This window comes from Pseudoxanthomonas spadix BD-a59 (assembly GCF_000233915.3).
Classification (GTDB): Bacteria; Pseudomonadota; Gammaproteobacteria; order Xanthomonadales; family Xanthomonadaceae; genus Pseudoxanthomonas_A; species Pseudoxanthomonas_A spadix.
Genome location: NC_016147.2, coordinates 1,675,892 through 1,700,027 on the forward strand (window position 1 = coordinate 1,675,892; position 24,136 = coordinate 1,700,027).

The following is a 24,136-nucleotide window of genomic DNA, read 5'->3' on the forward strand; positions in this document are numbered from 1 at the left end:
GCCGACGCTCACGCCGGGGCCATCATTTGGTCATCGGGTCCCGATACCCCGCCATCATTTTCATCATCCAGCCCGGGTATTCCTCCGGAAGCCGGCTGGCCTCATCCAGTGCCGCCAGTTCGTCATCGGCAAGCCGGACCTGGGTCGCGCGAACGTTGTCCTTGAGCTGGTCGGCCCGCTTGGCCCCGATGATGATGCTGGTCACTGCCTTTTGGTGCAGCAGCCAGGCCAGGGCAATGGTGGCCACGCTGACAGGCTCACCGTCGATCTGCTTGCCGGCTGCGATCTGTCGCATGACTTGGATGACCTTGCTGCCACGCTCCCGGTTGACGGGGGGAAAATCGAACTTGGCCCGCCGGTTTTCTTCCGAAACGTTCGGCCCCTCGTACTTGCCTGACAGATAACCGCCGGCCAGCGGACTCCACACCATCAGCCCGACCTTTTCCGACTCCAGCATCGGGATGATGTCGCGTTCCAGGTCGCGGCCGACGAGGGTGTAATAGGCCTGCAGGGACGTGATCGGGCACAGATGCCGCGCCTGGGTGATGCCGATGGCCTTCATCACCTGCCAGGCGGCCCAGTTGGACAGGCCGATGTAGCGCACGTGGCCGTGCTGGACCAGGGTATTCAGTGCCTCCAGGGTTTCCTCGATCGGGGTGGCCGGGTCGAAGCCGTGGATCTGGTAGAGGTCGATGTAGTCGGTCTGCAGGCGCTCCAGGCTCGCCTTGCATTGACTCATGATGTGGCCGCGCGAGCCACCCCGGGCATTGGGGCCGTCTCCCATGGGACCGAGCACCTTGGTGGCCAGCACGATGTCCTCACGGCGAACCCCGAGATTCTTCAGCGACTGGCCGACGATGCGCTCGCTGCCACCGTGGCCATAGATGTTGGCGGTATCGATGAAGTTGATGCCCGCCTCCAGGGCCATCTTGACCAGCTCATCGGCCTGTTCCTGCTGCAGGCTGCCGATCAGGCCCCAGATGTCCTCGTCGCCGCCGAAGGTCATGGTCCCCAGGCACAGTTCGGATACAAAGAGCCCCGAATTGCCAAGCGCTCGATAGCGCAGGCCGTTGTCTGCATGGAACCGGGGCAGGTTGGGTGCTGTCATGTCGTCCCTCGTCATGAAGTGGATTGATGTTGAAAAAGGGGCTGCGAACCTGGCGGCTTGAGCAGCACATGAAGCCGCTCGACCAGCGAGGTGGTCGACTCGTGCAGCTCGGCTGCCTTGGTGGCATCCAGGCCGATCCGGGCCGCGAGCGTTTCGGGAATCTTCCGGGCCTGTTCGCGCAACGCGGTGCCGTGCGGAGTCAGGGCGATGATCACGCGACGCTCGTCCTCACTGTCCCGGCTGCGGGTCACCAGACCGCCGCGCTCCATGCGCTTGAGCAGGGGCGTGATGGTCCCGGCATCCAGATAGAGGCAGTCGCGCAATTCGCCGACCGTCGCGCTGCCACGCTCCCACAGCAGCAGCAGAACCAGATATTGCGAATAGGTCAGCCCCAATGGCGCCAGCAGCGGACGATACAGGCGCTGCATCAGGTTGGTCGCCGCGTACAGGGGAAAGCAGACCTGGCGGTCGAGCCGGAGCCAGTGGTCAGCATCGTGCTGCGGCGCAGAGCTCGTCATCTGGTCCTCACATTCAGCGCGACCTCGATATTGCCCCGGGTGGCGTTTGAATAGGGGCAGACCTCATGGGCCTGCGCGACAAGCGCCTCGGCCGCGGCCTGGTCAACGCCGGCAAGCGTGACATCCAGGGCGACGGTCAGGGCGAAACCGCCGCTGCCGTTGGCCCCCAGGCCGACAGTGGCCGCCACCTCGACATCCTCGTCCTTGATCTTGTGTTGCTGGTCGCGTGCGACATGGATCACTGCGTTGCCGAAGCAGGCGGCATAACCGGCGGCAAACAGCTGTTCGGGATTGGTCGCACCGCCCTTGCCACCAAGGCTGCTGGGCATCGCCAGCCTGAGTTCGACAAGCCCATCGGTGCTCTTGACCGTGCCGTTGCGGCCGCCGACGGCGTTGACCGTCGTGGAATACAGGGTGCTCATGTTTGCGCTCACGAAATGGATGGCGACCCATTCTATGGCTAACCATATTGTCATGCAACCGACCTAGACTTACCTACCAGTAGGTATATGATCGGGACTCCAATCAGCGAGAGCTCAGTCATGAAGATCTACGACATCGAAGGTTTCCCGAACCCGCTCCGGGTGCGCATCGCCCTGGCGGAAAAAGGCGCAACGGACAAGGTGGAATTCGTCCCGGTGGACGTGATGGCCGGCGAACATCGTTCCGAGGCGTTCAAGGCCAAGAACCCGGATGCCACCGTGCCCCTGCTGGAGCTTGACGACGGCACCTGCATCGCCCAGTGCAACGCCATCACCGAATATCTCGACGGCGTTTTCGATGGGCCGTCGCTGACCGGCACCACCCCCAGGGAGCGCGCCCTGATCGCGATGATGAATCTGCGCGCCGAGTCGGGCCTGATGAACGCGGTGGGTGCCTATTTCCACCATGCGACCCCGGGCCTTGGTCCGGACCTGGAAACCTGGCAATGCCCCGAGTGGGGCAACAAGCAGAAGGAGGTCGCCGTCGCGACCATGGCCTATCTGGATCGGGTTCTGGCCGAAAACGCATTTCTCGCGGGCGAGCGCTTCTCGGTCGCGGACATCACCGCCTTTGCCGGGCTGGTGTTTGCGGACTTCGCCAAGGTCGAGATTCCCCAGACCCTGGGCAACCTGCAGGCGTGGCGGGAAAAGGTCGCCGCCCGTCCATCGGTTGCCGGTTAACACGCGACCTCCGGGTCGCGCCCATGAAAGAAGAGGATCCCATGGAGATCAATGCAGATTTCGCCAGGCCGGTGGTCGCACACGCGGACCAGCTGGAGTGGCAGCCTTCGCCGATGAAGGGGGTCGAACGGCGCATGCTGGACCGGATCGGGGGCGAAGTTGCCCGCGCCACGACCATCGTGCGTTATGCGCCGGGCAGCCGGTTCTCGCCGCATACCCACACCGGCGGCGAGGAATTCATCGTGCTCGATGGCGTGTTCCAGGACGAGCATGGCGATTTTCCTGCCGGCACCTACGTGCGCAACCCCCCGACCACCTCCCATACCCCAGGCTCCAGTGAGGGCTGCACGATCTTCGTCAAGCTCTGGCAGTTCGACATGGCCGACCGAAACCAGTTCCGCAAGGACATGGAAGCCGAGCTGGGCGCGCCTGTGGACGGCATTGCCAGCGCGCGGCTGCACGAGGACGCGCGCGAGACCGTGACCTACAGCAGGCTCGATGCCGGTGCGACGCTGCGCTCTGACGCGTCCGGCGGAATCGAGCTGCTGGTGCTGGACGGCGCGGTCACGGTCGATGGCCAGTTGCTGGAAAAGCACGGCTGGCTGCGCCTTCCCGAAGGTCACAAGCTGCTGGCCACGGCGGGCGCCCACGGCGCGAAGCTCTGGATGAAGACAGGGCATCTGCCCTTTGCCAGGCCACCGGCTGTTTAGGCCATGGCGAGGGCAGCTCCAGGACACCGCTTGCGAAGAGCGGGCTCAGGTGGTGAGCTTTCGGGCAATGCCGATGACCGATCGCAACCGTCGGTGGCCATCGGAGACATCGGATCTTGCGCTTGCGCGGTTGCACCAGAGAGGTCAATGACATGAACCGTGATACCAGAACCGCGCTCCTGGATTTTGCAGAGCACAGCGCCAGGTCGCGTGGGTTTGATGGGTTCAGCTATGCGGACATGGCCGCTGCCATCGGCATTCGCAAGGCGTCCATTCACTATCACTTTCCGACCAAGGCAAATCTTTCCCAAGCCCTGATCGAGCGATATCAGGCCGATCTGCAGCAGCGCCTGGCCGAGATGGAGGCAGTCCACGCCACCGGCGGCGCACGCCTGCAGGCCCTGATTTGCCTGTATCGCGCGGCGTTGCATGATGGCCAGACCGTGTGTCTGTGCGTTGCCTTTTCAACCTGCCGCGAAAGCCTGTCCGAGACCGTCATCGCCGGGGTCAGTGCCATCCGCGCAATGGTCACCCGATGGATCACGGCAACCTTCGAACTGGGGCGAAGGGACGGGTCGATATCGGCAATCCATGATCCGGCACAGGAGGCGCGCGCTACCCTGGCCATGCTCGAAGGTGCCCATCTGGCCGCGCGTACCGAGCAAGCCCCGGCCGTGTTTGACGCGGCAACGCAGCTGCTCAGTGCCCGCTGCCAGGCTCCCCGGAGGGATAACGCATAGAGCCGGTGAGTGATTGTGCGTCATCCAGGTCTGGGAAGCTGTCCATGAGCCTGGCAGATCCATCCTGGTAACAAGAACACCAAACGATTCCAAAAGGAGCAGAACCGATCATGAAAATCCTGAGAACAGCAGTGGCGGCCGCAGTTCTATCGCTCACCTTTGCCAGCACGCAGGCACAGGCAGAAGTGCAAACCAAGGTCATCGAATACAAGGTGGGCGATGACACTTTCACCGGCTACATGGCCTGGGATGACGCGCTCGGGCAAAAGCGCCCGGGTGTGCTGGTGGTTCACGAGTGGTGGGGGCACGATGCCTTCGCCAGGCGCCAGGCGGAGCGACTTGCGGCAGCCGGCTATCCCGCCTTTGCCCTGGACATGTATGGCTCGGGCAAGCACGCCGAGCATCCCGATACCGCACAGGGATTCATGCAGGAAGCCACCAGGGACATGGATCAGGTCAAGGCCCGCTTCATGAGCGCGATGAAAATCCTGCAGAACCATGAAAGCGTCGATCCTTCCCGCATTGCCGCGCAAGGGTACTGCTTTGGTGGCGCCATCGTCCTGAACATGGCGCGCACGGGCGTCGACCTGGACGGCGTGGTCAGCTACCACGGCGCGCTCGCCAGTCCGGTCAAGGCTCAGCCCGGGACGGTAAAAGCCCGGATCCAGGTCTACACCGGTGGCGCCGACAAGATGGTGCCCTCAGAGCAGGTTGCCGGCCTGGTCAAGGAGATGCAGGACGCCGAAGTCGACCTCACCCTGGTGAGCTTCCCCGGGGTGCTGCACTCATTCACCAATCCGGACGCGGACAAGATCGCCGAGAAGTTCGGCATGCCAGTGGCTTATGACAAGGATGCTGCCGAACGTTCATGGGAGGGCACCATGCGTTTCTACCAGGCCATTTTCGCCAGGTAGGGCCTGGCTGCCGAAAAACGAGCACGGCCTGGTGGCCGCTGATGAGGGCCGGACGCTGGCACGGGCCTGGAGAGGGTCCCGGGCTGGAGGACCAGCGCGCGCCATGGCAGCGCGATCACATCAAGTCGCCAGGTCATGCGCGGCCCCGACCGGACGACTTGCTGTCCCCTCTGTCGGCCCGTGCTTCATCCAACATCGGCGATCAACGGCAGCCGGCATTTGCACGCCACCCCTGCCAGGAGCCATCCATGTCATCGATAGAGACCCAATTCCTTGCCCTGACGCAGCACCATGCCCGCTACGATGCGATCGACCCGACCTCGGCGTTGCGCGGCAGCGCATCGGGCAAGGTCATCTTCATCACCGGCGGATCCCGGGGAATCGGCCAGGCCACCGCGGTCGCCTTCGCCGAGGCAGGTGCAAGGGCGATCTATCTGACCGCACGGTCCGAGCAGGCGCTCGAACAGACCCGGGACCTGGTCGTTCGGGCGAATCCGGAAACACAATGCGCTTATTCGACGTGCGAGGTCACCAACGCGGCCCAGGTCGAAGCTACGGTCTCGACCTGCGTGGAAAGATTCGGCGGTATCGACGTGGCCGCTGCCAGCGCCGGCTACCTTGACCACTGGGCGAAGATCGGTGAGTCCGATCCGGAGAGCTGGTGGCGCACCTGGGAAGTGAACGTGAGAGGTGTCTATCACCTCATCCGCTTCTCGCTGGCTCATCTCATCGCGTCGGCCAAACGCGGTACCGCCGAAGGATCGAGCGGCGGTCATCTGATTCTGCTGTCATCGATCGGGGCTCAGCGGCTGGCCCCGACTGCATCCGATTACCAGACCTCCAAGCATGCGATCAACCGTCTGTGTGAATTCGTCAACGTGGATCATGGCCAGGACGGCATCAAATGCTTCGCCATCCATCCCGGCGGGGTGGCCACCGATCTCGGGCGCAACATGCCCGTGGCGATGCATGCCTATCTCACCGACAGCCCCGAGCTGGCCGCCGGTTTCATGGTCTGGCTGGCCTCGGGCAAGGCAGACTGGGCCGGGCGCTATCTCAGCGCCAACTGGGACGTCGAGGAGCTCACCGCGCTCAAGGACCAGATCCTGCGGGACGATTTATTGGTGAACCGGCTGCGCACCAAGGCCTGACCGGGCATCTGCTGCCGCACGGCCGCAGATGCCCGGGCCAGTTGGTGCGCAAGTGCAGGGCTTGCCCGGCCTGCATCGGACCGCCGTCGCGCAGCACCTGGTCTGTGTTGGGGCCGTTCAACTCCCGACAGCGCACCCGAACCTGCGTCCGTTGCGCCGCCAGCAAGGGGTCGTCTGGTCGGGCATTGCGAGTGGGTAAACCTTCCAGCGGGCCTCGAAGCCGAGGTCGCCGCCGTTATTCTTGTCTTTGCCGTTGGCCATGTGTGTTCCCGTTGCTCCTTGATTCTTGTCTGGCGCGGAGCGATGTCCAGGAGTGAGGGCAGAAGCGATCTGTGGTGGTCTGCAAGGCGATCCATCAGTCAGAACCGCACATGGGAATGAAGCCTCATTGGGAAGGATGCCGATGGGCGCTGTGACGTGTTCTCCTGAACAGCCCAAGCAGGGCCACCACGCAGAACAGCGCACCGGCATAGAAGGTGAAGGATGCACCGAGCCGATCCCACAGCAGTCCTGCGATCGCACTGGCAATCAGCATGGCCACACCGCTGATCAGATTGAACACCCCGTAGGCGGTGCCGCGCAGGTCGGCAGGGGCGGTGTCGGCCACCATCGTGGCCAGCAATCCCTGGGTCATGCCCAGATGCACACCCCACAGCGCGACGCCGGCCAGGACCGTGGTCCAGTGGTCATTGGTGGTCAGCACCAGATCGGCGCAGATGAGCGCCACCAGGCCCCAGGCCAACAAGGTCTTGTGGTTCATTCGATCCGAGAGCTTGCCGAACGGGTAGGCCGCGCCCGCGTAGACCAGATTCATGGCGACCATCACCAGCGGCACAAGGGCCACGGGAATGCCGCCCTGCTGGGCACGCAGCACCAGGAATGCCTCACTGAACCGGGCCAGGGTGAACACCGCACCGACGGCGACCACCCCCCAGTAGGAGGCACTGAGCCGAACGATGTTGGCGCGGCGGATCGGATTGGTTTTCTTTTCTTCCAGATGTCGCGCCGGCTCGCGGACTCCGAATACCAGCAGCAGCACAGCGAGCGTGCCAGGGATGACCGCCACCCAGAACACGGCACGAAAATCGTTGGCCCACAGCAGCATCAGGCCAACGCCCAGCAATGGACCGACGAACGCGCCGACCGTATCCAGCGATTGCCGCAGTCCGAAAGCGGCGCCGCGGACCTCGCCGGGGGTGATGTCGGCGATGAGTGCATCGCGCGGTGCGCCGCGGATCCCCTTGCCGATCCGGTCGACAAAGCGTGCGGCCAGCACCATGCCGACGGACGAGGCCACGGCAAACAGGGGCTTGGTCAACGCACCCAGCGCGTAACCGGCCACCGCCAGGCCCTTGCGCTTGCCCAGGTAATCGCTCAGCACGCCAGAAAAGACCTTCGCAATGAGCGCAGTCGATTCCGCCACGCCCTCGATCAGGCCCACGGTCAACGCACTCGCCCCGAGAACCCCCACCATGAACAGCGGCAGCAGGCTGTGAATCATCTCCGACGAGATATCCATCAGCAGGCTGACAAAGCCGAGCGCCCACACGCTGGTGGGCACCTTGCTGAAAGACGGTCTGGCATTGCCACTCATGGGAGAGCGCTGATCAGGGTTCACGGCCACGCTCCGGTCATGCTGAATCGTATGGCGCCAGCGGAGGCGAGCTGGCCGATGGCGAAAATGGGGTTCATCGTTGCTGTCCATTTGTTGATCTGTCCGCAAGCCATCCGTCGCCAGGGCAAGCAGCCTGGCGCCGAAGGCGCCCGACACGATCACTGCAACCCATTGTCCACGCTTGCGGCCCCCGGCGGGGTGCTGCGCTTGGCCGATGCGGACCGATGTGCGACCCAATCGCCCGATCCATCGGCGCGTAACGCCTTGATCCTGATGGCGATGACCTGTGGCCCTTGCGGACTTCAGGCCAGTTCCAGGGGCGATGCCGGAACGAGCAACGGCCGGGGAGAGTGGAATGCGGCCGGGAACGCACCGGCCGGCTGCTGCGAACCCGTGCGAACCGGATCGAAAAGCCTGCCCCGGTACGGCCCATCGGCGGTGGACGGTCCAGCAGGCTTTTCGTCCTGATTGGTGCCCGGAAAGGCCGCTCAACCTCGTCTGCTTTCTGCCGCCAGTTCAATTCCCGGTCTGGGAATCGAACCTGCGTCCGTCGCACCGACCAAAAGCACACCCATTTACATCCATTCGAACCGGTGTCCTTGGAGGCAAGGCAACTGCATTGATATGGCAATGCAGTTGCATTGCCATTCAGGCATCAACCCAGATCCGCAGGAGACTGCCATGGCCGCGACCCTCGAATTCGATGTGAGGCAGCTCTGCCGAGCCGAATCCCAGAAAATCAGCATCCCTGGTTGGGCGATGTGGGATGTCGAACCACAGGTCAAACAGCAGGGCACCCTTGAGCAGGAACTGATCCGCGTTCTTCGAGATGTTGATCCGGTACAGCAGCCGCTCAATCGCATAAGCGCGTGAGGACCAAGTTGAAATCCTGCTTGGTCTCGCGGGCGCGGTTGAGCAGACGGGCACGCACGGATGCCGCCACGTTTCGTTCATTCATGGCGCACATCCCTGTGCGCCACCCTGCGGGCAGCTGCGCTGTGCAAAACAGTCATCCTGATGTTTTGTCATGACAGGCTTTCCATGTAGGGGCGCATCACATCCGGCTGGCCGATGTTGCGCTACGTCGATGATGACGCGGACGCCCACCGCACCATGCACGCAGGTGCAAACCGCAAACCCTGCAAACCTCGGTTTGCACCCTGGCGGTAGACGAGCAGCGCGCTCGCGCGCCCCGTATTGGAAATTGGCAAGGAAGGACCCGTCCTGTAGCGGGCAAGCCGTCAGACGCTGGCGTCCGGCTCCTGCATCCACGCGGGAATGTCACGTTGGCCGTGTAGCACGCGCCAGACATCGATGTGGTCAGGCCGCTCAACGTAGAACACGAGGTAGGAGTAGCGGGCCAGCGGCCACAGACGCAGGCCGGGCAGGTTCAGTTCGTGGGCGTAGCGTGGGGAGCCGGTAGCGGGGTGACCGCTGATGTGGGTGTAGGCTAGGTCCAGCGCGTCAATCAGACCGAATGCGGCCGATTCAGCACCTTCGCTCAGGTAGTAGGCGATCGCATCGTCTACGTCCCGGTTGGCTTGTTCACGCGGGAGGACGGGCTTGGCCGTCACTCTTTGGCGCCGGGCTTGGCGCTCTGGCGTACCCGATTACGCAGACCTTCAAAGTAGCTGGCATCGGCGGGCGCGGTGGGTAAGGAGGATGCCCCCGCCAGGAGCAAGCCACGCAAGTGCAAGCGATCCTGATCCTTGCGAATCAGCTCGCGGACGTATTCGCTGCTGGTGCCGTAGCCGCGCTGGCTGACCTGTTCGTCAACGAAGGTCTTCAGCGTTTCAGGCAGGGAAATATTCATCGTACTCATGCCGCCAGATTAGTCGGCTTGGCAAAATTTGGCAAGACGGCATTCACTGATTGCTGTACTTGGCCTCGAGCCGTGCGAACCCCTCGTCGGCAGGCTTGGGTGTGCCACTGGCCTTGCCGGCTGCGATGTCGGCACGCAGGGCCTGCAGCTCGGCCTGATGGCGTTGTTCGTGCTCTTCCAGCAGACGCAGTCCGGCGCGGACGACTTCGCTGGCATTGTTGAAGCGGCCGCTTTGCAGTTGCTCGCGGACGAAGGTCTCGAAATGGCTGCAGAGGGCGACGCTGGTTGGCATGGCGCAGCTCCTATCTGTTAATAACAGTTATTAAAGCTGGTGGAGCGCGGCGCACAGTTCTCGAAGATTCAGCAGCCTGGGCGCGGCACCGAATGCCATCTCATGCCCGGCACGGGGCTGGTGCGCGCGGTGTCCGGGTCTCGCCAGTCCGACCGCACGCGGCCAGTTCGACCGCCCCATGCTGGTCGCACTGGCGCCGGCCTTCTACCGGCAGCAGCTGCTTGACGACGGCGTGGTCGCCAGCGGCACCGACATCGCCCAGCGCGAAGGGCTGCACCACTCGACAGTCAATGAACTGCTGCGCCTGATCCTGCTGGAGTCGGCCATCATCCAGGCGATCCTGGCGGGCCAGCAGCCGCGCTGCATGAGCCTGATCTGGTTCCAGGGCAACCCGTTGCCGCTGGACTGGATCGCGCAGCGGCGGGTGATCGAGGGGTTCGATGCTTGGCGCCGGATCACTTGACCCAGCGGCGGGCGTCCTTGAGGAGCAGTAAGAGTTGCTGCTCACGCAGCGGCGAGCCGATGAAACCAAAGCGGGTGTGGAACCGTGCCGCATCTTCGTCGATGGGGTGGCTCAGCATGGCGCGGATACCGGCCTGCTCGGCAATCAGCAATGTGCGGCGGATGGCATCCTGCAACAGTCCGACGCCGATCCCTCGGCCCTGATCCTGCAGGCTGACGGCCAGACGGGCAAGGATCACGACGGGGATCGGATACTGTCCCAGGCCCTTGCGAATGCGCTCCGGCGCATCGAGCGTATCGATCTGGCCGACGGTCAGGCTGAAATAACCAGCGACGCGGTTGTCTTCGCTGACGACGAAGGTCTTGGCCGAGCCGCTGCCTTGCGCCTGTGGGGCATGGCGCACCAGCCAGTCATTGAGTGTCGGTTTGCCGCAATCGAAGCCTTCGAGCCGGTGCTGTGCCCCGAGCGGCTCTGCGCCGCTCAAGCTCACGCCTTGTCCCAAGGGGCTTTCCGTGAGAACAGGTCGCGCAGCCCTTCGTTCGCCTGTTCGGGCTGTTCCAGCAAATCCATCAGGGCCTGGTACTGGCTTCCCGAGACCATGAACAAGCGTTGGTCGAGCAGGGTTTGCTCGGCGGCCTGGCAGGCGCTGTCGAGGATGAAATCCGTCAGCGACTTGTGCGCCACATCGGCGGCGCGGCGCAGAACAGCTTCCTGCTCGGGCGTGGCACGCAATCCCAGACGGGCGGAGCGAGTCGCTGAAGATGTAGAGGCAGCCATGGTTGACCTCCATGCGTTAGTGTAGTGACGCAATGTTAGCACAATAGACGCACACTTTCCAGTTTGGAAGGGGCATTGGTGGCCATGGTTGACCACAGAAAGGCCGCGCCAAGCCCTTGTAAGTGCAGGGCTCGGCCTCGCGACTACCCGCAGGGCAAACGGAGAAAAGAGACTGGGCTAGCCGCAATACTGTTCAGATACGCAACACCGGCGTAGGCTGATGCCGCTGGTGAAGCAGTTCGCCGCGATGGCGCACATGGAAGTTGCTCATCTTGCGTTTGACGCCACGCGGGTTGAAGCGCCCGCGACTGCTGACCTGATCAGATGCGCGACGTCCGCCCTCGCCGGGAGGGTCTTGCGGGTTCTCGCCATTGTCCATGTCCACCGAAGCTTCGATGGACATGGATTGTCAATGATCTCTTTCTATCTGAACAGTATTGGGGCTAGCCGGGAATTGGGGCGTTTCTGCGCATTTGGCCGAGGTGCTACCCGCAGGGCAATCGCCCGGAACCCCGCGCCACGCAGGGATTCGCGCAAAGAAAAGGGCCTGGAGACTATCCAGACCCTTGGTGTTGGTGGAGGTGGGGGGAATTGAACCCCCGTCCGAAGGCACTCCATCCCCGGTACTACATGCTTAGCTCACCGTTGGGTCTCGTCCTGGAGCAGCACGGTGTGCAAAACGCACCCCAGGACCAGCCTGTTTTGGTTAAGCCATGACTGACAGGCAGCCGTCACAGCCGGTTCCGTGATAATGACCCTACACCTACGAGCACGGGCACAAGTAGGTTCGGGGGTTCGCCTTAGGCGGCTGTAGAACTAAAACTCAACGCTGCTGTTTAGGCGGCGAGAGCGAAGTCCGAACCGTAGTTGTCGTCGTTGGCAACTAGAAGTTTGCAGCTGGATTTACGAGGAAAGCTACCCCCTCGGCATGCACCAGGTAATTTCGCAACCCCCGTCGAAGCCAGTGCACCCCCGGTTTCAAACAAGGTCGGAAGATCGTCCCGATGGCAACAGTGTAGGGGCGCGCGATGCCGGTCACAAGGCGTGCGACGCGGCGCGGTTAGCCTGCAGTGGTGCGGCTGAAGGGGCAACGCTGCGCGTTGGTGAGCACCCATCTGAAGGAAGGCAGACCGGATATGGCCAGCAAGCGACCGGCGCGCACGCGCGCCACTTCTCCCAGGACCCCGCCGGCCAAGGCCCAGGCCCCGGCGCGCAAGGCAGCGAAGAAGGCCGCCAGGCCAGTCGCAAAAGCCGCGGCCCATGCGCTTTCGGACGCGGGCGCGCTGGCCTGCAGCGGTTACATGTCCGGCGCCCAGGGCCAGGCGATGACCGTGGTCTACATCCACGGCATCGGCAACAAGCCGCCACCCGAGGTGCTGCGCTGCCAGTGGGACCAGGTCTTGTTCGGCCGGGCGATGGGCGAGCGTACGCGCATGGCGTACTGGGTCGACCGCCAGCGCTATCCGGTGGCCGAGGCCGGCACCTGCGCCGACCGCGACCAAGGCCCCACCATCAGCCGGGCCGAACAGCACATGCTGTCCAGCTTCGGCCTGGCCCCGGCCGGTGGCGACCTGGATGCCCTGGTCCAGGCCCTGGCCGACACGCCACAGCAGCGCGCCTGGCTGGAAGAACTGCTGGATCAGGTGCAGGCCAGCGCCGCGCCGGATACCGCGCCGGGACCCGGCGCGCGCAGCGTGTGGTCGGGCCTGAACGAGATCCTGCTGCGCCTGGTGTCGGCGGCGCTGCTGCAGGACGTGCACGATTTCTTCTTCGTGCCGGCCCGGCGCGAAGCGATGGAACGCAGCCTGCGCGAACGCCTGATGGCCGGTGGCGGGCCGTTCGTGGTGGTCGCCCACAGCCAAGGATCGATGATCGCCTACGAGGTGCTGCGCAAGCTGCAGGCTGCCCAGTGCGAGGTGACGCTGCTGCTCACGATCGGCTCGCCGCTGGGTCTGCCGGCAGTGCGCAGCATGTTCAAGCAGGACATCGGCAAGGAGAAGCTGCCGTTCCCGCCGTGCGTACGCGCCTGGTACAACGTGGCCGACCGGCTCGATCCGGTGGCGCTGGATGGCGACCTCAGCGATGACATCCAGGGCGCCAACGGCCGTTTCAGCACCTACACCGCGCCTGGCATCAATCCCGATGGGCCGCGCAATCCGCATTCGGGCTCGGGCTACCTGTCCATTGCGCAGGTGCGCCAGCACGTGCGTGCGGTGGTGGGCCCCGGCTTCGACCAGCCGGTGACCAGCACGGTGGTGCTCAAGGACCTGTCCGACCGGATGGAGGCGCATGGCAGCGCGATGCGCCACGAAGTGCTGATCGAACTGGACCGGCTGCCGGCTGGAAGGCAGCCGGCGCAGGCGCGCCAGGCGCTGCTCGACTACCTCCGCCAGCTGGCCGCGCCGGACCTTGGCCTGCAGGGCGCTGCGCTGGACGAGGCGATCATGCTCGAGGACACGATGGAGCGCTTCATCTCCGCGCAGCTGACGCGCTTTGAGATCGAGTCGCTGCGCAACCAGTACCAGGCGCTCGGCTTCAAGCGGCTCTGGCGCGATGCCGGCAAGCGCGCGCTGCTGGACCGCTCGCGCGTGGTGATCCAGGCCGATGCGGCGCAGAACGCCTATCACGCGCTGGGGCAGGGCATCGGCTGGGCGGTGCTCGATACCGGGATCGCCGCCGGGCACCCGCATTTCTACCAGGCCGGCGCGCGCGATGTGGTGGTGGCGCAGTGGGACTGCACGGTGCGCGGCCGCCCGCGCGCGCTCAAACGCGGCGACGGGCGTGCGTTCACCCATCTGGACCGCGCCGGGCACGGCACCCACGTGGCCGGGATCATCGCCGGACATTGTTCGGCCCCGCTGCCCGGTGGCGACGGCAAGACGCGCGTGGACTTCACCGCGATCGCCCCGCAGGCGCAGCTGTACGGCTTCAAGGTGCTGGACGATGAAGGCAACGGCCGCGACTCGTGGATCATCAAGGCGATCCAGCAGGTGGCCGACATCAACGACCAGGCCGGCCAGCTGGTGATCCACGGCGTCAACCTGAGCCTGGGTGGCTGGTTCGATGCCGAAAGCTACGGCTGCGGCTTCACCCCGCTGTGCAGCGAGCTGCGCCGGCTGTGGCGCCAGGGCGTGGTGGTGGTCCTGGCCGCCGGCAACGAGGGCCTGGCCTGGCTGCTCCAGCAGGACGGCATGGCGGTGCCGGCCAACATGGACATGACCATCGGCGACCCGGCGAACCTGGAGGAGGCCATCGCCGTTGGTTCGGTCCACAAGACCAACCCGCGCAGCTACGGGGTGTCGTATTTTTCCTCCAAGGGCCCCACCGCCGACGGGCGCTGCAAGCCGGACGTGGTCGCGCCCGGCGAGAAGATCGTCTCGGCCCACTTCGGCTACAAGACCAGGGACCCGAAGACCTGGATGGTGGAGATGAGCGGCACCAGCATGGCCGCACCGCATGTGTCAGGCCTGATCGCCGGCTTCCTGTCGGTGCGGCGCGAGTACATCGGCTTCCCCGACAGGATCAAGCAGGTACTGATGAGTCACTGTACCGACATCGGCCGTGACCGCTACATGCAGGGCCGTGGCATTCCTAACCTGGTCAGGATGCTGGCCGAAACCTGACCGCAGGAGCGGGCCATGCCTCCGCGATGCTTTCTCGCGATATGGACAAAGAGCATCGCGGGCATGGCCCGCTCCTGCCCAGGCTGGGCATCGCGCGAATCCGCGGTCAGGCGTCGCGGTTGTGCTGGCGCATCAGCCGCTGCTTGTCGCGCGCCCACTCGCGGTCCTTCTCGCTGGCGCGCTTGTCGTGGGCCTGCTTGCCCTTGGCCAGCGCCAGCTCCAGCTTGACCTTGTTGCCCTTCCAGTACATCGCGGTGGGGATGAGCGTGTAGCCGTCGCGCTCGACCTTGCCCACCAGAACGTCGATCTCGCGCCGGTGCAGCAGCAGCTTGCGGGTGCGACGGTCATCGGTCGCCACATGCGTGGAGGCCTGGATCAGCGGGGTGAACTGCGCACCGAACAGGAACAGCTCGCCGTTGCGCACTACCGCATAGCTCTCGCCGATGTTGGCGCGACCGGCGCGGATCGACTTCAGCTCCCAGCCCTGCAGCGCCAGACCCGCCTCGAACCGCTCCTCCAGGTGGTACTCATGGCGCGCACGTTTGTTCAGCGCGATGGTGCCAGTGCCGTTTGCTTTATCCTTGTCCGACTTCTTTGCCATCGGCCCATTGTCGCTTATGGGGCCGGTTCGGGCGAGCCCGCCGTTACTTCAGGTTCTTCGCATTCCACGATGCCCACCATTCGCCGCAGCGCCCTGGTCGAACACCCGCCTGAATACATGTTCGATCTGGTCAACGACGTCCAGGCCTATCCGCGCCGCTTCAGCTGGTGTGACAAGGCCGAGATCATCGAATCGGACCAGGCGCGCATGGTCGCGCGGCTGGACCTGGGCCTTGGCGCGCTGCGCACCTGGTTCACCACCGAGAACACGCTGCAGCGGCCGGGCCGCATCGACATGAATCTCAAGGACGGCCCGTTTCGCAAGCTGCATGGCCTGTGGGAATTCCAGGCGCTGGGCGAGGGCGTGAGCAAGGTCAGCCTGACCCTGGATTTCGAGCCCTCCAACCGCCTGCTGCGGCCGGCCTTCTCGCTGGGCTTCCAGGGCTTGGCCGACCGCATGGTGGATGACTTCGTGCGGACCGCCGACCGCGGCGACTGACACGCGATGAAGATCGAGGTCGTACTGGCCTGGCCGCGGCGCTACCTGTCGGTGCGGGTCGAGCTGCCGCAAGGCGCCTGCGTGGGCGATGCGCTCAAGGCAGCCGCGATCGAACAGGCCGGGCAGGCCGCGGGGGTGTCGGTATTTGGGGTGCAGGCCACTTCACGCACGCTCCTGCACGAGGGTGACCGGGTGGAACTGCTGCGGCCGCTGTTGATCGATCCCAAGCAGGCCCGCCGACGGCGCGCTGCCGGGTCGTCAGGCAGCTAGCGCCTAGCGCCCGGTGATCAACCGCCGCGGCCCTTCTTCTTGTCCTTGGCCAGGTTCGGGCCGAACTGGCGCACGCTGTTGCGGGCCAGCTCCTCATCCTGGTTGGGGAAATAGTCACCTTCCCACCGGGTGACCTGATCGTTGTCGAAGTAGACGGTGAAGTTCTTCATCTGCACACGGCCCAGGCGGTCGGTGCGCTGGGTGGCGGCGTAGTCCCAACGCTGGGCGTGGAACGGATCGGCAATCGACGGGGTGCCCAACAGGGCGATGACCTGCTGCTTGTTCTGGCCCAAGGCCAGCTTCTCGACATCGGACTGGTCGATCAGGTTGCCTTGGTAGATGGGCTGCTTGTAGATGATGCCGCAGCCGGAAGTGGCCAGGCCGAGGGCGGCGATAAGCAGGTAATTGCGCATGGAAAGGGCATCTGCGAAGGGTCGGGAACGAGCCTGGGCGATGATACACTGGCGCCCTCGCCGCGACCCAATCGCGAGGCAGCTGGCGTTAAACCGCCAATGAATGGGAACCCCGATGGAATCGCAGGATTTACGCAACGTCGGACTGAAAGTGACCCATCCGCGCCTGCGTATCCTGGCGCTGCTGGAAGAAGCCCGGCCTCGGCACATGACCGCCGAGGACATCTACCGGGCGCTGATCGGGGTGGGCGATGAAATCGGCCTGGCCACGGTGTACCGCGTGCTGACCCAGTTCGAGGCTGCCGGCCTGGTGCTGAAGCACAACTTCGAGGGCGGCCAGGCCGTTTACGAACTGGACCGCGGCGAACACCACGACCACATGGTCGACATCGAGAGCGGCAAGGTCATCGAATTCTCCAGTCCCGAGATCGAGGTCCTGCAGCACAGGATCGCCGCCGAGCACGGCTACGAGATCGAGGAACACGCGCTGGTGCTGTACGTGCGCAAAAAGCGCCAGTAGGAGCGCACCGCAGGGGCGCGATGGGGCTTTGCCGGTAAGGCCTCATCGCGGCCCTGCGGTCCGCTCCTACGGTGATCCTGCTTCCACCGATGCCAGCAGCTTGCCGGCCGCGGCGCGGGCCTCGGCGCTGACGTGCACCCCGCCCAGCATGCGCGCCAGCTCCTCCTTGCGCGCGCCGGCATCGAGCGCCTCGACTGAAGACTGGGTCATGCCCTCGACCGGCGCCTTGCTGACCCGGTAGTGCGCGTGGCCCTGGGCGGCAACCTGGGGCAGGTGGGTCACGCACAGCACCTGGCGCTCGCGGCCCAGGTCGCGCAACTTCCTGCCGACGATGTCGGCCACCGCGCCACCGATGCCCGAATCGACCTCGTCGAAGATCATGGTCGGTACCGCGTCCGCGCCCAGCGCAGCCACTTCGATGGCCAGCGAGATGCGCGAGAGCTCGCCGCCGGAGGCCACCTTGCGCAGCGGCCGCGGCGGCTGGCCGGCGTTGGCGGCCACCAGCAGTTCGATCCGTTCGGCGCCCTGCGGATCGGGGCGGTCGACCACATGCGGTTCGAACTGGACCTCCAGCCGGCCACCGCCCATGCCCAGCTCGGCGATGAGGGCGCTGGTCTTGCTGGCCAGGGTGGCCGCGGCCCGGGTCCTGACCCTGGTCAGCGCCTGGGCGGCGCTGCGCCACGCGTGGCCTGCGGCCTCGATCTCGGTGTTCAGGCCGGCCAGGCGCTCGCCGGCGCCGCGCAGGCCGTCCAGCTCCTGCTCGATCCGGGCGGCGACCTCGTCCAGCTGTTCGGGCGTGACCCGGTGCTTGCGGGCCAGGTCGTGCAGGCGGGTCAGGCGACGCTCGGCGTGCTCGAACTGGTCCGGGTCCACGTCCAGCGTGTCGCGGACCTGGCTGAGCACGGCCAGCGCTTCGTCCAGTTGGATCTGGGCATTTTCCAGCAAGGTCTCGACCTCGCCCAGGCGCGGCTCGTGGGCGACCACGCGGGCCAGTTCGCTGCGGGTCTGCAGCAGCAGGCGGCCCGCCGATGGCCCGTCCTCGCCCGACAGCCGCGCCAGGCCATCGTCGCAGGCCTGGATCAGGGTCGTGGCATGGGCCTGGCGGCGATGGGTGGCGACCAGGGCCTGGATCGCGGCCGGGGCCAGCTCCTCGCGGCGCAGTTCGTCCAGCTGGTGCTGCAGATAGTTGAGCCGGTCCGAGACATCGCCCTGGGCGGTCAGCCGGTCGCGCTCGGCCAGCAGCAGGCTCCAGGCCGCAGCGGCCTTGCGCACCTGTGCCAGCTGCGCCTGTGAGCCGGCGAAGGCGTCCAGCAGTGCCAGCTGGCTGGCCTTGGACAGCAGTGCCTGGTGCTCGTGCTGGCCATGGATCTCGACCAGCAGTCCGGCCAGTTCGGCCAGCTGCGACAGGGTCACGCTGCGCCCGTTGATCCAGCTGCGCGAACCGCCGTCGGCGCGCAGCACCCGGCGCAGCTGGCAGGCGCCGGCCTCGTCCAGCGCGTGTTCGGCCAGCCAGGCCAGGGCAGGGGCCTTGGGCGCCAGCTCGAACTCGGCCGACAGCTCGGCGCGCTGGGCGCCATGGCGAACCATGCCGGCATCGGCGCGCAGGCCGGACAGGAAGCCCAGCGCATCGACCAGCAGCGATTTGCCGGCGCCGGTCTCGCCGGAAATCACGGTCATGCCGGGGCCGAATTCCATGTCCGTGGCGCGGACCACGGCGAAGTCCTTGATAGTGAGGTGTCTGAGCATGGCGCGCGCATTGTAGGGCTTGGCGGCGCGCGGGCTGAAGACGCACCGTGCCGGTTGCAAAGGTGGCCGCCGGTCGCTATCTATCGACCATGAATCGTCGAAGTCCGGATCTGGATGCACGCGCGCGGCAGCTGCTGCGCACGCTGATCGCCCGCTATATCCAGGATGGCGAGCCGGTCGGATCGCGCACCCTGGCCCGGCACTCGGGCCTGGACGTCAGCGCCGCGACCATCCGCAACATCCTGGCCGATCTGGAAGATGCCGGCCTGCTCAGTTCGCCGCACACCTCGGCCGGGCGCATTCCGACCGCGCAGGGGTACCGGGTGTTCGTGGACAGCCTGGTCCAGATGCAGCCGCTGGCCGAACGCGATCTGGCCCGCCTGCGCGCCGAGCTGCCGGCCGGCACCGGCACCCAGGCACTGCTGGGCAATGCCTCGGAACTGCTGTCGGCGATGACGCACTTTGTCGGGGTGGTCGGGGCGCCCAGGCGCGAGCAGTTCGCCTTCCGCCACATCGATTTCGTGCCGCTGGACGGGCGCCGGGTGCTGGCGATCCTGGTGTTTGCCGACAACGAGGTGCAGAACCGGGTGATCGAGCCGCGCCGCACCTACGACCCGTCCGAGCTGGAGCGGGTGGCCAACTACCTCAATGCCCATTTTGCCGGTCGGCCGATCGCCGAGATCCGCGCCACCCTGCTGCGCGAACTGCGCGCGGCCCGCTCGGAGATGGAAGGGCTGCTGGCCCACACCGTCGAGCTGGCCGAGCATGCGCTGACCCCCTCGGACGACGACATGGTCCTGGCCGGCCAGACCCGGCTGATGGCCGTGCAGGACCTGTCCGACCTGGACCGGCTGCGCGAGCTGTTCGAGACCTTCGCCCGCAAGCGCGAGATCCTGCAGCTGCTTGAACGCACGATCAGCGCGCCGGGCGTGCGCATCTTCATCGGCGAGGAAACCGGGCTGGCGCCGCTGGACGGGGTCTCGCTGGTGGCCGCGCCATACCGCGCCAGTGGCCAGGTGCTAGGCGTGCTGGGCGTGATTGGACCGACCCGCATGGCCTATCAGACCGTGATCCCGGTGGTCCAGGCCGCCGCCGACGCGCTTGGTGCGGCGATGCTGCGTCCCGGCGATGACTTGAATCCCTCTGCGCCGGCCCCATAGGTGGGGCTTGCGGCGGACACCGACCCGCCAGACGGACATTGACCGATGACTGCAAGTGAACACCCGGCCAGCCACGATGCGGCCGCCGACGCGCCACAGGATGCCCAGGCCGCGCTCCAGGCCGAGATCGAAACCCTGCGCAACGAACTGGACCAGCTGCGCGCCCAGGTCCTGCTGGAACGCGCCGACCTGGAGAACCAGCGCAAGCGCATGGCCCGTGACGTGGACAACGCGCGCAAGTTCGCCAACGAGAAGTTGCTGGGCCAGCTGATGCCGGTGTTCGACAGCCTGGATGCGGGCCTGGCCGCTGCCGGGGCCGAACCCAGCCCGCTGCGCGAAGGCCTGGAACTGACCCTCAAGCAGCTGCTCAAGGTCGCCAGCGACAACGGCCTGACCGTGCTGGATCCCACCGGCCAGCCGTTCAACCCTGACCACCATCAGGCCATCAGCCAGGCGCCGGCCCAGGGCGCGGCCCCGGGCAGCGTGCTGCAGGTGTTCCAGAAGGGCTATCTGCTCAACGATCGCCTGCTGCGACCTGCGCTGGTGGTGGTGGCCCAGCACGACTGAGTCGGCGCGCGCCGCCGACCGGCGCACGACGGCCCGGAATTTTGTGTTCCAGCGGCGCTTGAAGCCGGTCATCACATCCCTATATCAGGTTCATCATCCGGCCCGAACGCCGGTTCCAACCCGACCCACATTCGCACTCACGGAGTCACCATCATGGGCAAGATCATCGGCATCGACCTCGGCACGACCAACTCGTGCGTGGCGGTCATGGAAGGCGGCAAGGCCCGCGTCATCGAAAATTCCGAAGGCGACCGCACCACGCCTTCCATCGTCGCCTATACCAAGGACGGCGAAGTGCTGGTGGGCGCCTCGGCCAAGCGCCAGGCGGTCACCAACCCCAAGAACACCTTCTATGCGGTCAAGCGCCTGATCGGGCGCAAGTTCACCGACGCCGAAGTCAAGAAGGACCTGGACCTGGTGCCCTACAGCATCGTGGCCCATGACAACGGCGACGCCTGGGTGGCCACCGCCGACGGCAAGAAGATGGCTCCGCAGGAAATTTCCGCGCGGGTGCTGGAGAAGATGAAGAAGACCGCCGAGGCCTACCTGGGCGAGACCGTCACCGAGGCGGTGATTACCGTGCCGGCCTACTTCAACGACAGCCAGCGTCAGGCGACCAAGGACGCCGGCAGGATTGCAGGCCTGGACGTCAAGCGCATCATCAACGAGCCCACCGCCGCGGCCCTGGCCTATGGCCTGGACAAGGGCAATGCGCAGGACCGCAAGATCGCCGTGTATGACCTGGGCGGCGGCACCTTCGATGTGTCGATCATCGAGATCGCCAACGTCGACGGCGAGAAGCAGTTCGAGGTGCTGGCCACCAACGGCGACACCTTCCTGGGTGGCGAAGACTTCGACGCCCGGGTCATCGACTACCTGGTCGACGAGTTCAACAAGGACCAGGGCATCGACCTGCGCAAGGATCCGTTGGCCCTGCAGCGCCTGAAGGATGCCGCCGAGCGCGCCAAGATCGAGCTGTCCTCCTCGCAACAGACCGAAGTCAATCTGCCGTACGTCACCGCTGACGCCTCCGGCCCCAAGCACCTGAACATCAAGCTGACCCGGGCCAAGCTGGAAGCGCTGGTCGATGACCTGATCAAGAAGTCGATCGAGCCCTGCCGCACCGCGCTCAACGACGCCGGCCTGCGCGCCAGCGACATCGGCGAGGTGATCCTGGTCGGCGGCCAGACCCGCATGCCCAAGGTACAGGCAGCGGTGACCGAGTTCTTCGGCAAGGAGCCGCGCAAGGACGTCAACCCCGACGAGGCCGTGGCGCTGGGCGCCGCGATCCAGGGCGGCGTGCTGGGCGGTGACGTCAAGGACGTGCTGCTGCTGGATGTGACCCCGCTGTCGCTGGGCATCGAGACCCTGGGCGGGGTGTTCACCAAGATCATCGAGAAGAACACCACCATCCCGACCAAGGCCTCGCAGACCTTCTCCACCGCCGAGGACAACCAGTCGGCCGTGACCGTGCACGTGCTGCAGGGCGAGCGCGAGCAGGCCCGCTTCAACAAGTCGCTGGCCCGTTTCGACCTGTCCGGCATCGAGCCGGCGCCGCGCGGCCTGCCGCAGGTCGAGGTGTCCTTCGACATCGACGCCAACGGCATCCTGCACGTGTCGGCCAAGGACAAGAAGACCAACAAGGAGCAGAAGGTCGAGATCAAGGCCGGTTCGGGCCTGTCGGACGAAGAGATCCAGCGCATGGTCGCCGACGCCGAAGCACACCGCGACGAGGACAGGAAGTTCCACGAACTGGTGGCCGTGCGCAACCAGGCCGACGCCCTGATCCACTCCACCCGCACCGCCATCACCGAGCATGGCTCGAAGGTGGGCGGCGAGGTGATCGGCAGGGTCGAGGCGGCGCTGGCCGACCTGGAAACGGCGATGAAGGGCGACGACAAGGCCCAGATCGAAGCCCGCTCCAAGGCCCTGGAAGAAGCCGGCCAGTCGCTCTACGCTGCCGCTTCGGCCGGCGCGCAGGGGGCAGGTCCGGAAGCCGGCGCCCAGCAGGCCCACCGCGCTGCCGACGACGTGGTGGACGCCGAGTTCACCGAGGTCAAGGACGACAAGAAGTAATGACGGCCCGGAACCGGAACCGGGTGACGCGGAAACCCGGCAGGGGAGACCTGCCGGGTGCGATTGTCGCCACGCACTGGGCATCGGCCTTGCCAGGAATCATCCCATGACCACGCTTTCCACTATCCCGGGCCCCGGGCCCCGGGCCCCGGGTTCTGCCGTATGAGCAAACGCGACTATTACGAGGTGCTGGGCGTGGCCCGCACGGTCAGTGAAGAGGAGCTGAGGAAAGCCTATCGCCGCTGCGCGATGAAGTTCCATCCTGACCGCAATCCCGGTGATACCACCGCCGAGGCTGCGTTCAAGGAATGCAAGGAGGCCTACGAGGTCCTGTCCGACGGCGGCAAGCGCCGCCTCTACGACCAGCACGGGCACGCCGCGTTCGAGCATGGCATGGGCGGCGGTGGCGCGGGGCCGGGCTTCGGTGGCGCCGACATGGGCGACATCTTTGGCGACATCTTCGGCAACATCTTCGGGGGCGGCGCCGGTGGCGGCCGCGCCGCCCGCCGCGGTGCCGACATCGGCTACGTGATGGAGCTGGACCTGGAAGAAGCCGTGGCCGGCGTCGAAAAGCGCATCGAGATCCCGACGATGGCCGCGTGCGAGCCCTGCCAGGGCAGCGGTTCGGAAGACGGCAAGACCGAGAACTGCGCCACCTGCGGCGGCCGCGGCCAGGTCCGCATGCAGCGCGGCATCTTCACCATGCAGCAGGCCTGTCCGCATTGCGGCGGCCGCGGCCAGGTGATCCGCAACCCGTGCACGACCTGCCATGGCGCCGGTCGCGTCGAGGAAGAGCGGGTGCTGTCGGTGAAGATCCCGGCTGGCGTGGACAACGGCGATCGCATCCGCCTCTCAGGCGAGGGCGAGGCTGGTCCGGCCGGGACCCCCGCCGGCGACCTGTACGTGGAGGTGCGCGTGCGCGAGCACCCCATCTTCCAGCGCGACGGCGACGATTTGCATTGCGACGTACCGATCCGCATCTCCCAGGCCGCGCTGGGCGACACCGTGCGCGTGCCCACCCTGGGCGGTGAGGCCGAGATCCGCGTCCCGGCCGAAACCCAGACCGGCAAGCTGTTCCGGCTGCGCGGCAAGGGCGTCAGGTCGGTCCGCAGCCGCTCCACCGGCGACCTGTTCTGCAAGGTCGTGGTCGAGACGCCGGTCAACCTGACCGCCGAGCAGCGCGAGATCCTGCAGAAGTTCGAGGCGACCTTCGTCGGCGACGACCAGGCGCGCAAGCACTCGCCCAAGTCGGCCACGTTCCTGGACGGGGTCAAGGGCTTCTGGGACCGGATGACCTCGTAGGGCGGGTCTTGACCCGCCGTTACCGGTTCATCCGGCATGGCAATGGCGGGTCTTGACCCGCCGTCGCAGGGCCGGATCCCGGATTCC

General features: G+C 65.8%; 28 protein-coding genes and 1 other RNA gene. 14 read left to right on the plus strand and 15 right to left on the minus strand.

Annotation, left to right across the window (positions count from 1 at the left end; genetic code table 11):
• Positions 1-22: 22 nt before the first annotated feature.
• From DSC_RS07435 to DSC_RS07445, 3 genes are all read right to left on the minus strand, one after another.
• Positions 23-1,108 carry an aldo/keto reductase gene (locus tag DSC_RS07435; RefSeq protein ID WP_014160539.1) on the minus strand — a complete coding sequence of 362 codons (1,086 nt, stop codon included), beginning with the start codon at positions 1,106-1,108 and terminating at the stop codon, positions 23-25.
• An 11-nt stretch (positions 1,109-1,119) separates the two neighbouring features.
• Complete coding sequence (locus DSC_RS07440; protein WP_238527676.1) at positions 1,120-1,536, minus strand: MarR family winged helix-turn-helix transcriptional regulator; 417 nt, start codon at positions 1,534-1,536, stop codon at positions 1,120-1,122.
• Between the two features lie 86 nt (positions 1,537-1,622).
• A complete protein-coding gene (locus tag DSC_RS07445; protein WP_014160541.1) occupies positions 1,623-2,048 on the minus strand; it encodes an organic hydroperoxide resistance protein in 426 nt (141 codons plus the stop codon).
• 120 nt (positions 2,049-2,168) lie between these two features.
• Between DSC_RS07445 and DSC_RS07450 the strand changes: the two genes are divergently transcribed.
• From DSC_RS07450 to DSC_RS07470, 5 genes are all read left to right on the plus strand, one after another.
• The gene (locus DSC_RS07450; RefSeq protein ID WP_014160542.1) at positions 2,169-2,789 is read left to right on the plus strand and encodes a glutathione S-transferase family protein; all 621 of its coding nucleotides are present in this window, start codon (positions 2,169-2,171) and stop codon (positions 2,787-2,789) included.
• 41 nt (positions 2,790-2,830) lie between these two features.
• Complete coding sequence (locus tag DSC_RS07455) at positions 2,831-3,499, plus strand: cupin domain-containing protein (RefSeq protein ID WP_014160543.1); 669 nt, start codon at positions 2,831-2,833, stop codon at positions 3,497-3,499.
• A gap of 152 nt (positions 3,500-3,651) precedes the next feature.
• On the plus strand, positions 3,652-4,239 hold the full coding sequence (locus DSC_RS07460) for a TetR/AcrR family transcriptional regulator (RefSeq protein WP_014160544.1): 588 nt from the start codon (positions 3,652-3,654) through the stop codon (positions 4,237-4,239).
• 110 nt (positions 4,240-4,349) lie between these two features.
• Entirely contained in the window at positions 4,350-5,153 is an 804-nt protein-coding gene (locus DSC_RS07465) for a dienelactone hydrolase family protein (protein WP_043290468.1), read from the plus strand.
• A gap of 248 nt (positions 5,154-5,401) precedes the next feature.
• Positions 5,402-6,304 (plus strand): SDR family oxidoreductase, encoded by a 903-nt coding sequence (locus DSC_RS07470; RefSeq protein WP_014160546.1) that lies wholly within the window; start codon positions 5,402-5,404, stop codon positions 6,302-6,304.
• 385 nt (positions 6,305-6,689) lie between these two features.
• On the opposite strand, the gene DSC_RS07475 is transcribed toward DSC_RS07470, so the two are convergent.
• From DSC_RS07475 to DSC_RS07495, 5 genes are all read right to left on the minus strand, one after another.
• Positions 6,690-8,156 carry an MFS transporter gene (locus tag DSC_RS07475; protein WP_238527677.1) on the minus strand — a complete coding sequence of 489 codons (1,467 nt, stop codon included), beginning with the start codon at positions 8,154-8,156 and terminating at the stop codon, positions 6,690-6,692.
• A gap of 411 nt (positions 8,157-8,567) precedes the next feature.
• Positions 8,568-8,873 carry a nucleotidyl transferase AbiEii/AbiGii toxin family protein gene (locus DSC_RS16030; RefSeq protein WP_238527678.1) on the minus strand — a complete coding sequence of 102 codons (306 nt, stop codon included), beginning with the start codon at positions 8,871-8,873 and terminating at the stop codon, positions 8,568-8,570.
• Between the two features lie 287 nt (positions 8,874-9,160).
• On the minus strand, positions 9,161-9,493 hold the full coding sequence (locus DSC_RS07485; RefSeq protein WP_014160549.1) for a type II toxin-antitoxin system RelE/ParE family toxin: 333 nt from the start codon (positions 9,491-9,493) through the stop codon (positions 9,161-9,163).
• Positions 9,490-9,741, minus strand: a complete 252-nt coding sequence (locus DSC_RS07490) for a ribbon-helix-helix domain-containing protein (RefSeq protein ID WP_043290469.1) — start codon at positions 9,739-9,741, stop codon at positions 9,490-9,492. Before DSC_RS07490 ends, DSC_RS07485 begins: the two co-directional genes overlap by 4 nt.
• A 43-nt stretch (positions 9,742-9,784) precedes the next feature.
• Positions 9,785-10,033: a type II toxin-antitoxin system ParD family antitoxin gene (locus tag DSC_RS07495; protein ID WP_014160551.1), complete on the minus strand. Its 249-nt coding sequence runs from the start codon at positions 10,031-10,033 to the stop codon at positions 9,785-9,787.
• 178 nt (positions 10,034-10,211) lie between these two features.
• Between DSC_RS07495 and DSC_RS07500 the strand changes: the two genes are divergently transcribed.
• The gene (locus DSC_RS07500; RefSeq protein ID WP_014160552.1) at positions 10,212-10,496 is read left to right on the plus strand and encodes a hypothetical protein; all 285 of its coding nucleotides are present in this window, start codon (positions 10,212-10,214) and stop codon (positions 10,494-10,496) included.
• Here DSC_RS07500 and DSC_RS07505 read toward each other — a convergent pair.
• The 4 genes from DSC_RS07505 to ssrA all read right to left on the minus strand — a co-directional run bounded on the left by DSC_RS07505 (position 10,489) and on the right by ssrA (position 12,247).
• Complete coding sequence (locus DSC_RS07505; RefSeq protein WP_043290471.1) at positions 10,489-10,986, minus strand: GNAT family N-acetyltransferase; 498 nt, start codon at positions 10,984-10,986, stop codon at positions 10,489-10,491. The two genes, DSC_RS07500 and DSC_RS07505, sit on opposite strands and share 8 nt — an antisense overlap.
• Positions 10,983-11,273 (minus strand): type II toxin-antitoxin system TacA family antitoxin, encoded by a 291-nt coding sequence (locus tag DSC_RS07510; RefSeq protein WP_043290472.1) that lies wholly within the window; start codon positions 11,271-11,273, stop codon positions 10,983-10,985. The genes DSC_RS07505 and DSC_RS07510 overlap by 4 nt, the downstream gene beginning before the upstream one ends.
• Before the next feature lie 193 nt (positions 11,274-11,466).
• A complete protein-coding gene (locus DSC_RS07515) occupies positions 11,467-11,676 on the minus strand; it encodes a hypothetical protein (RefSeq protein WP_014160555.1) in 210 nt (69 codons plus the stop codon).
• A gap of 170 nt (positions 11,677-11,846) precedes the next feature.
• Positions 11,847-12,247: a transfer-messenger RNA gene (gene ssrA / locus DSC_RS16035) on the minus strand.
• A 162-nt stretch (positions 12,248-12,409) separates the two neighbouring features.
• On the opposite strand from ssrA, the gene DSC_RS07520 reads away from it, so the two are divergent.
• On the plus strand, positions 12,410-14,896 hold the full coding sequence (locus DSC_RS07520) for a S8 family serine peptidase (protein WP_014160556.1): 2,487 nt from the start codon (positions 12,410-12,412) through the stop codon (positions 14,894-14,896).
• A 106-nt stretch (positions 14,897-15,002) separates the two neighbouring features.
• Here DSC_RS07520 and smpB read toward each other — a convergent pair whose 3' ends face one another.
• The gene (gene smpB / locus DSC_RS07525) at positions 15,003-15,497 is read right to left on the minus strand and encodes an SsrA-binding protein SmpB (RefSeq protein ID WP_014160557.1); all 495 of its coding nucleotides are present in this window, start codon (positions 15,495-15,497) and stop codon (positions 15,003-15,005) included.
• Between the two features lie 69 nt (positions 15,498-15,566).
• Here smpB and DSC_RS07530 point away from each other — a divergent pair, with 69 nt between their 5' ends.
• Together DSC_RS07530 and DSC_RS07535 are read left to right on the plus strand one after the other, a co-directional pair.
• Complete coding sequence (locus DSC_RS07530; protein WP_014160558.1) at positions 15,567-15,995, plus strand: type II toxin-antitoxin system RatA family toxin; 429 nt, start codon at positions 15,567-15,569, stop codon at positions 15,993-15,995.
• Between the two features lie 6 nt (positions 15,996-16,001).
• Complete coding sequence (locus DSC_RS07535) at positions 16,002-16,265, plus strand: RnfH family protein (RefSeq protein WP_014160559.1); 264 nt, start codon at positions 16,002-16,004, stop codon at positions 16,263-16,265.
• Between the two features lie 17 nt (positions 16,266-16,282).
• Here the strand turns inward: DSC_RS07535 and DSC_RS07540 are convergent, their stop codons facing one another.
• Positions 16,283-16,678 (minus strand): outer membrane protein assembly factor BamE, encoded by a 396-nt coding sequence (locus DSC_RS07540; RefSeq protein ID WP_014160560.1) that lies wholly within the window; start codon positions 16,676-16,678, stop codon positions 16,283-16,285.
• Between the two features lie 115 nt (positions 16,679-16,793).
• On the opposite strand from DSC_RS07540, the gene fur reads away from it, so the two are divergent.
• Positions 16,794-17,198, plus strand: a complete 405-nt coding sequence (gene fur / locus DSC_RS07545; protein WP_014160561.1) for a ferric iron uptake transcriptional regulator — start codon at positions 16,794-16,796, stop codon at positions 17,196-17,198.
• Between the two features lie 66 nt (positions 17,199-17,264).
• Here the strand turns inward: fur and recN are convergent, their stop codons facing one another.
• The gene (recN, locus tag DSC_RS07550) at positions 17,265-18,944 is read right to left on the minus strand and encodes a DNA repair protein RecN (protein ID WP_043291086.1); all 1,680 of its coding nucleotides are present in this window, start codon (positions 18,942-18,944) and stop codon (positions 17,265-17,267) included.
• Between the two features lie 89 nt (positions 18,945-19,033).
• Between recN and hrcA the strand changes: the two genes are divergently transcribed.
• From hrcA to dnaJ, 4 genes are all read left to right on the plus strand, one after another.
• Positions 19,034-20,104, plus strand: coding sequence for a heat-inducible transcriptional repressor HrcA (gene hrcA, locus DSC_RS07555; protein ID WP_014160563.1), 1,071 nt, complete (start codon positions 19,034-19,036; stop codon positions 20,102-20,104).
• Positions 20,105-20,149: 45 nt separating this feature from the next.
• Positions 20,150-20,671: a nucleotide exchange factor GrpE gene (grpE, locus tag DSC_RS07560; protein WP_014160564.1), complete on the plus strand. Its 522-nt coding sequence runs from the start codon at positions 20,150-20,152 to the stop codon at positions 20,669-20,671.
• A 153-nt stretch (positions 20,672-20,824) separates the two neighbouring features.
• Positions 20,825-22,747 carry a molecular chaperone DnaK gene (gene dnaK / locus DSC_RS07565; protein ID WP_014160566.1) on the plus strand — a complete coding sequence of 641 codons (1,923 nt, stop codon included), beginning with the start codon at positions 20,825-20,827 and terminating at the stop codon, positions 22,745-22,747.
• Positions 22,748-22,909: 162 nt separating this feature from the next.
• Positions 22,910-24,049, plus strand: coding sequence for a molecular chaperone DnaJ (gene dnaJ, locus DSC_RS07570; RefSeq protein ID WP_014160567.1), 1,140 nt, complete (start codon positions 22,910-22,912; stop codon positions 24,047-24,049).
• Positions 24,050-24,136: the final 87 nt, after the last annotated feature.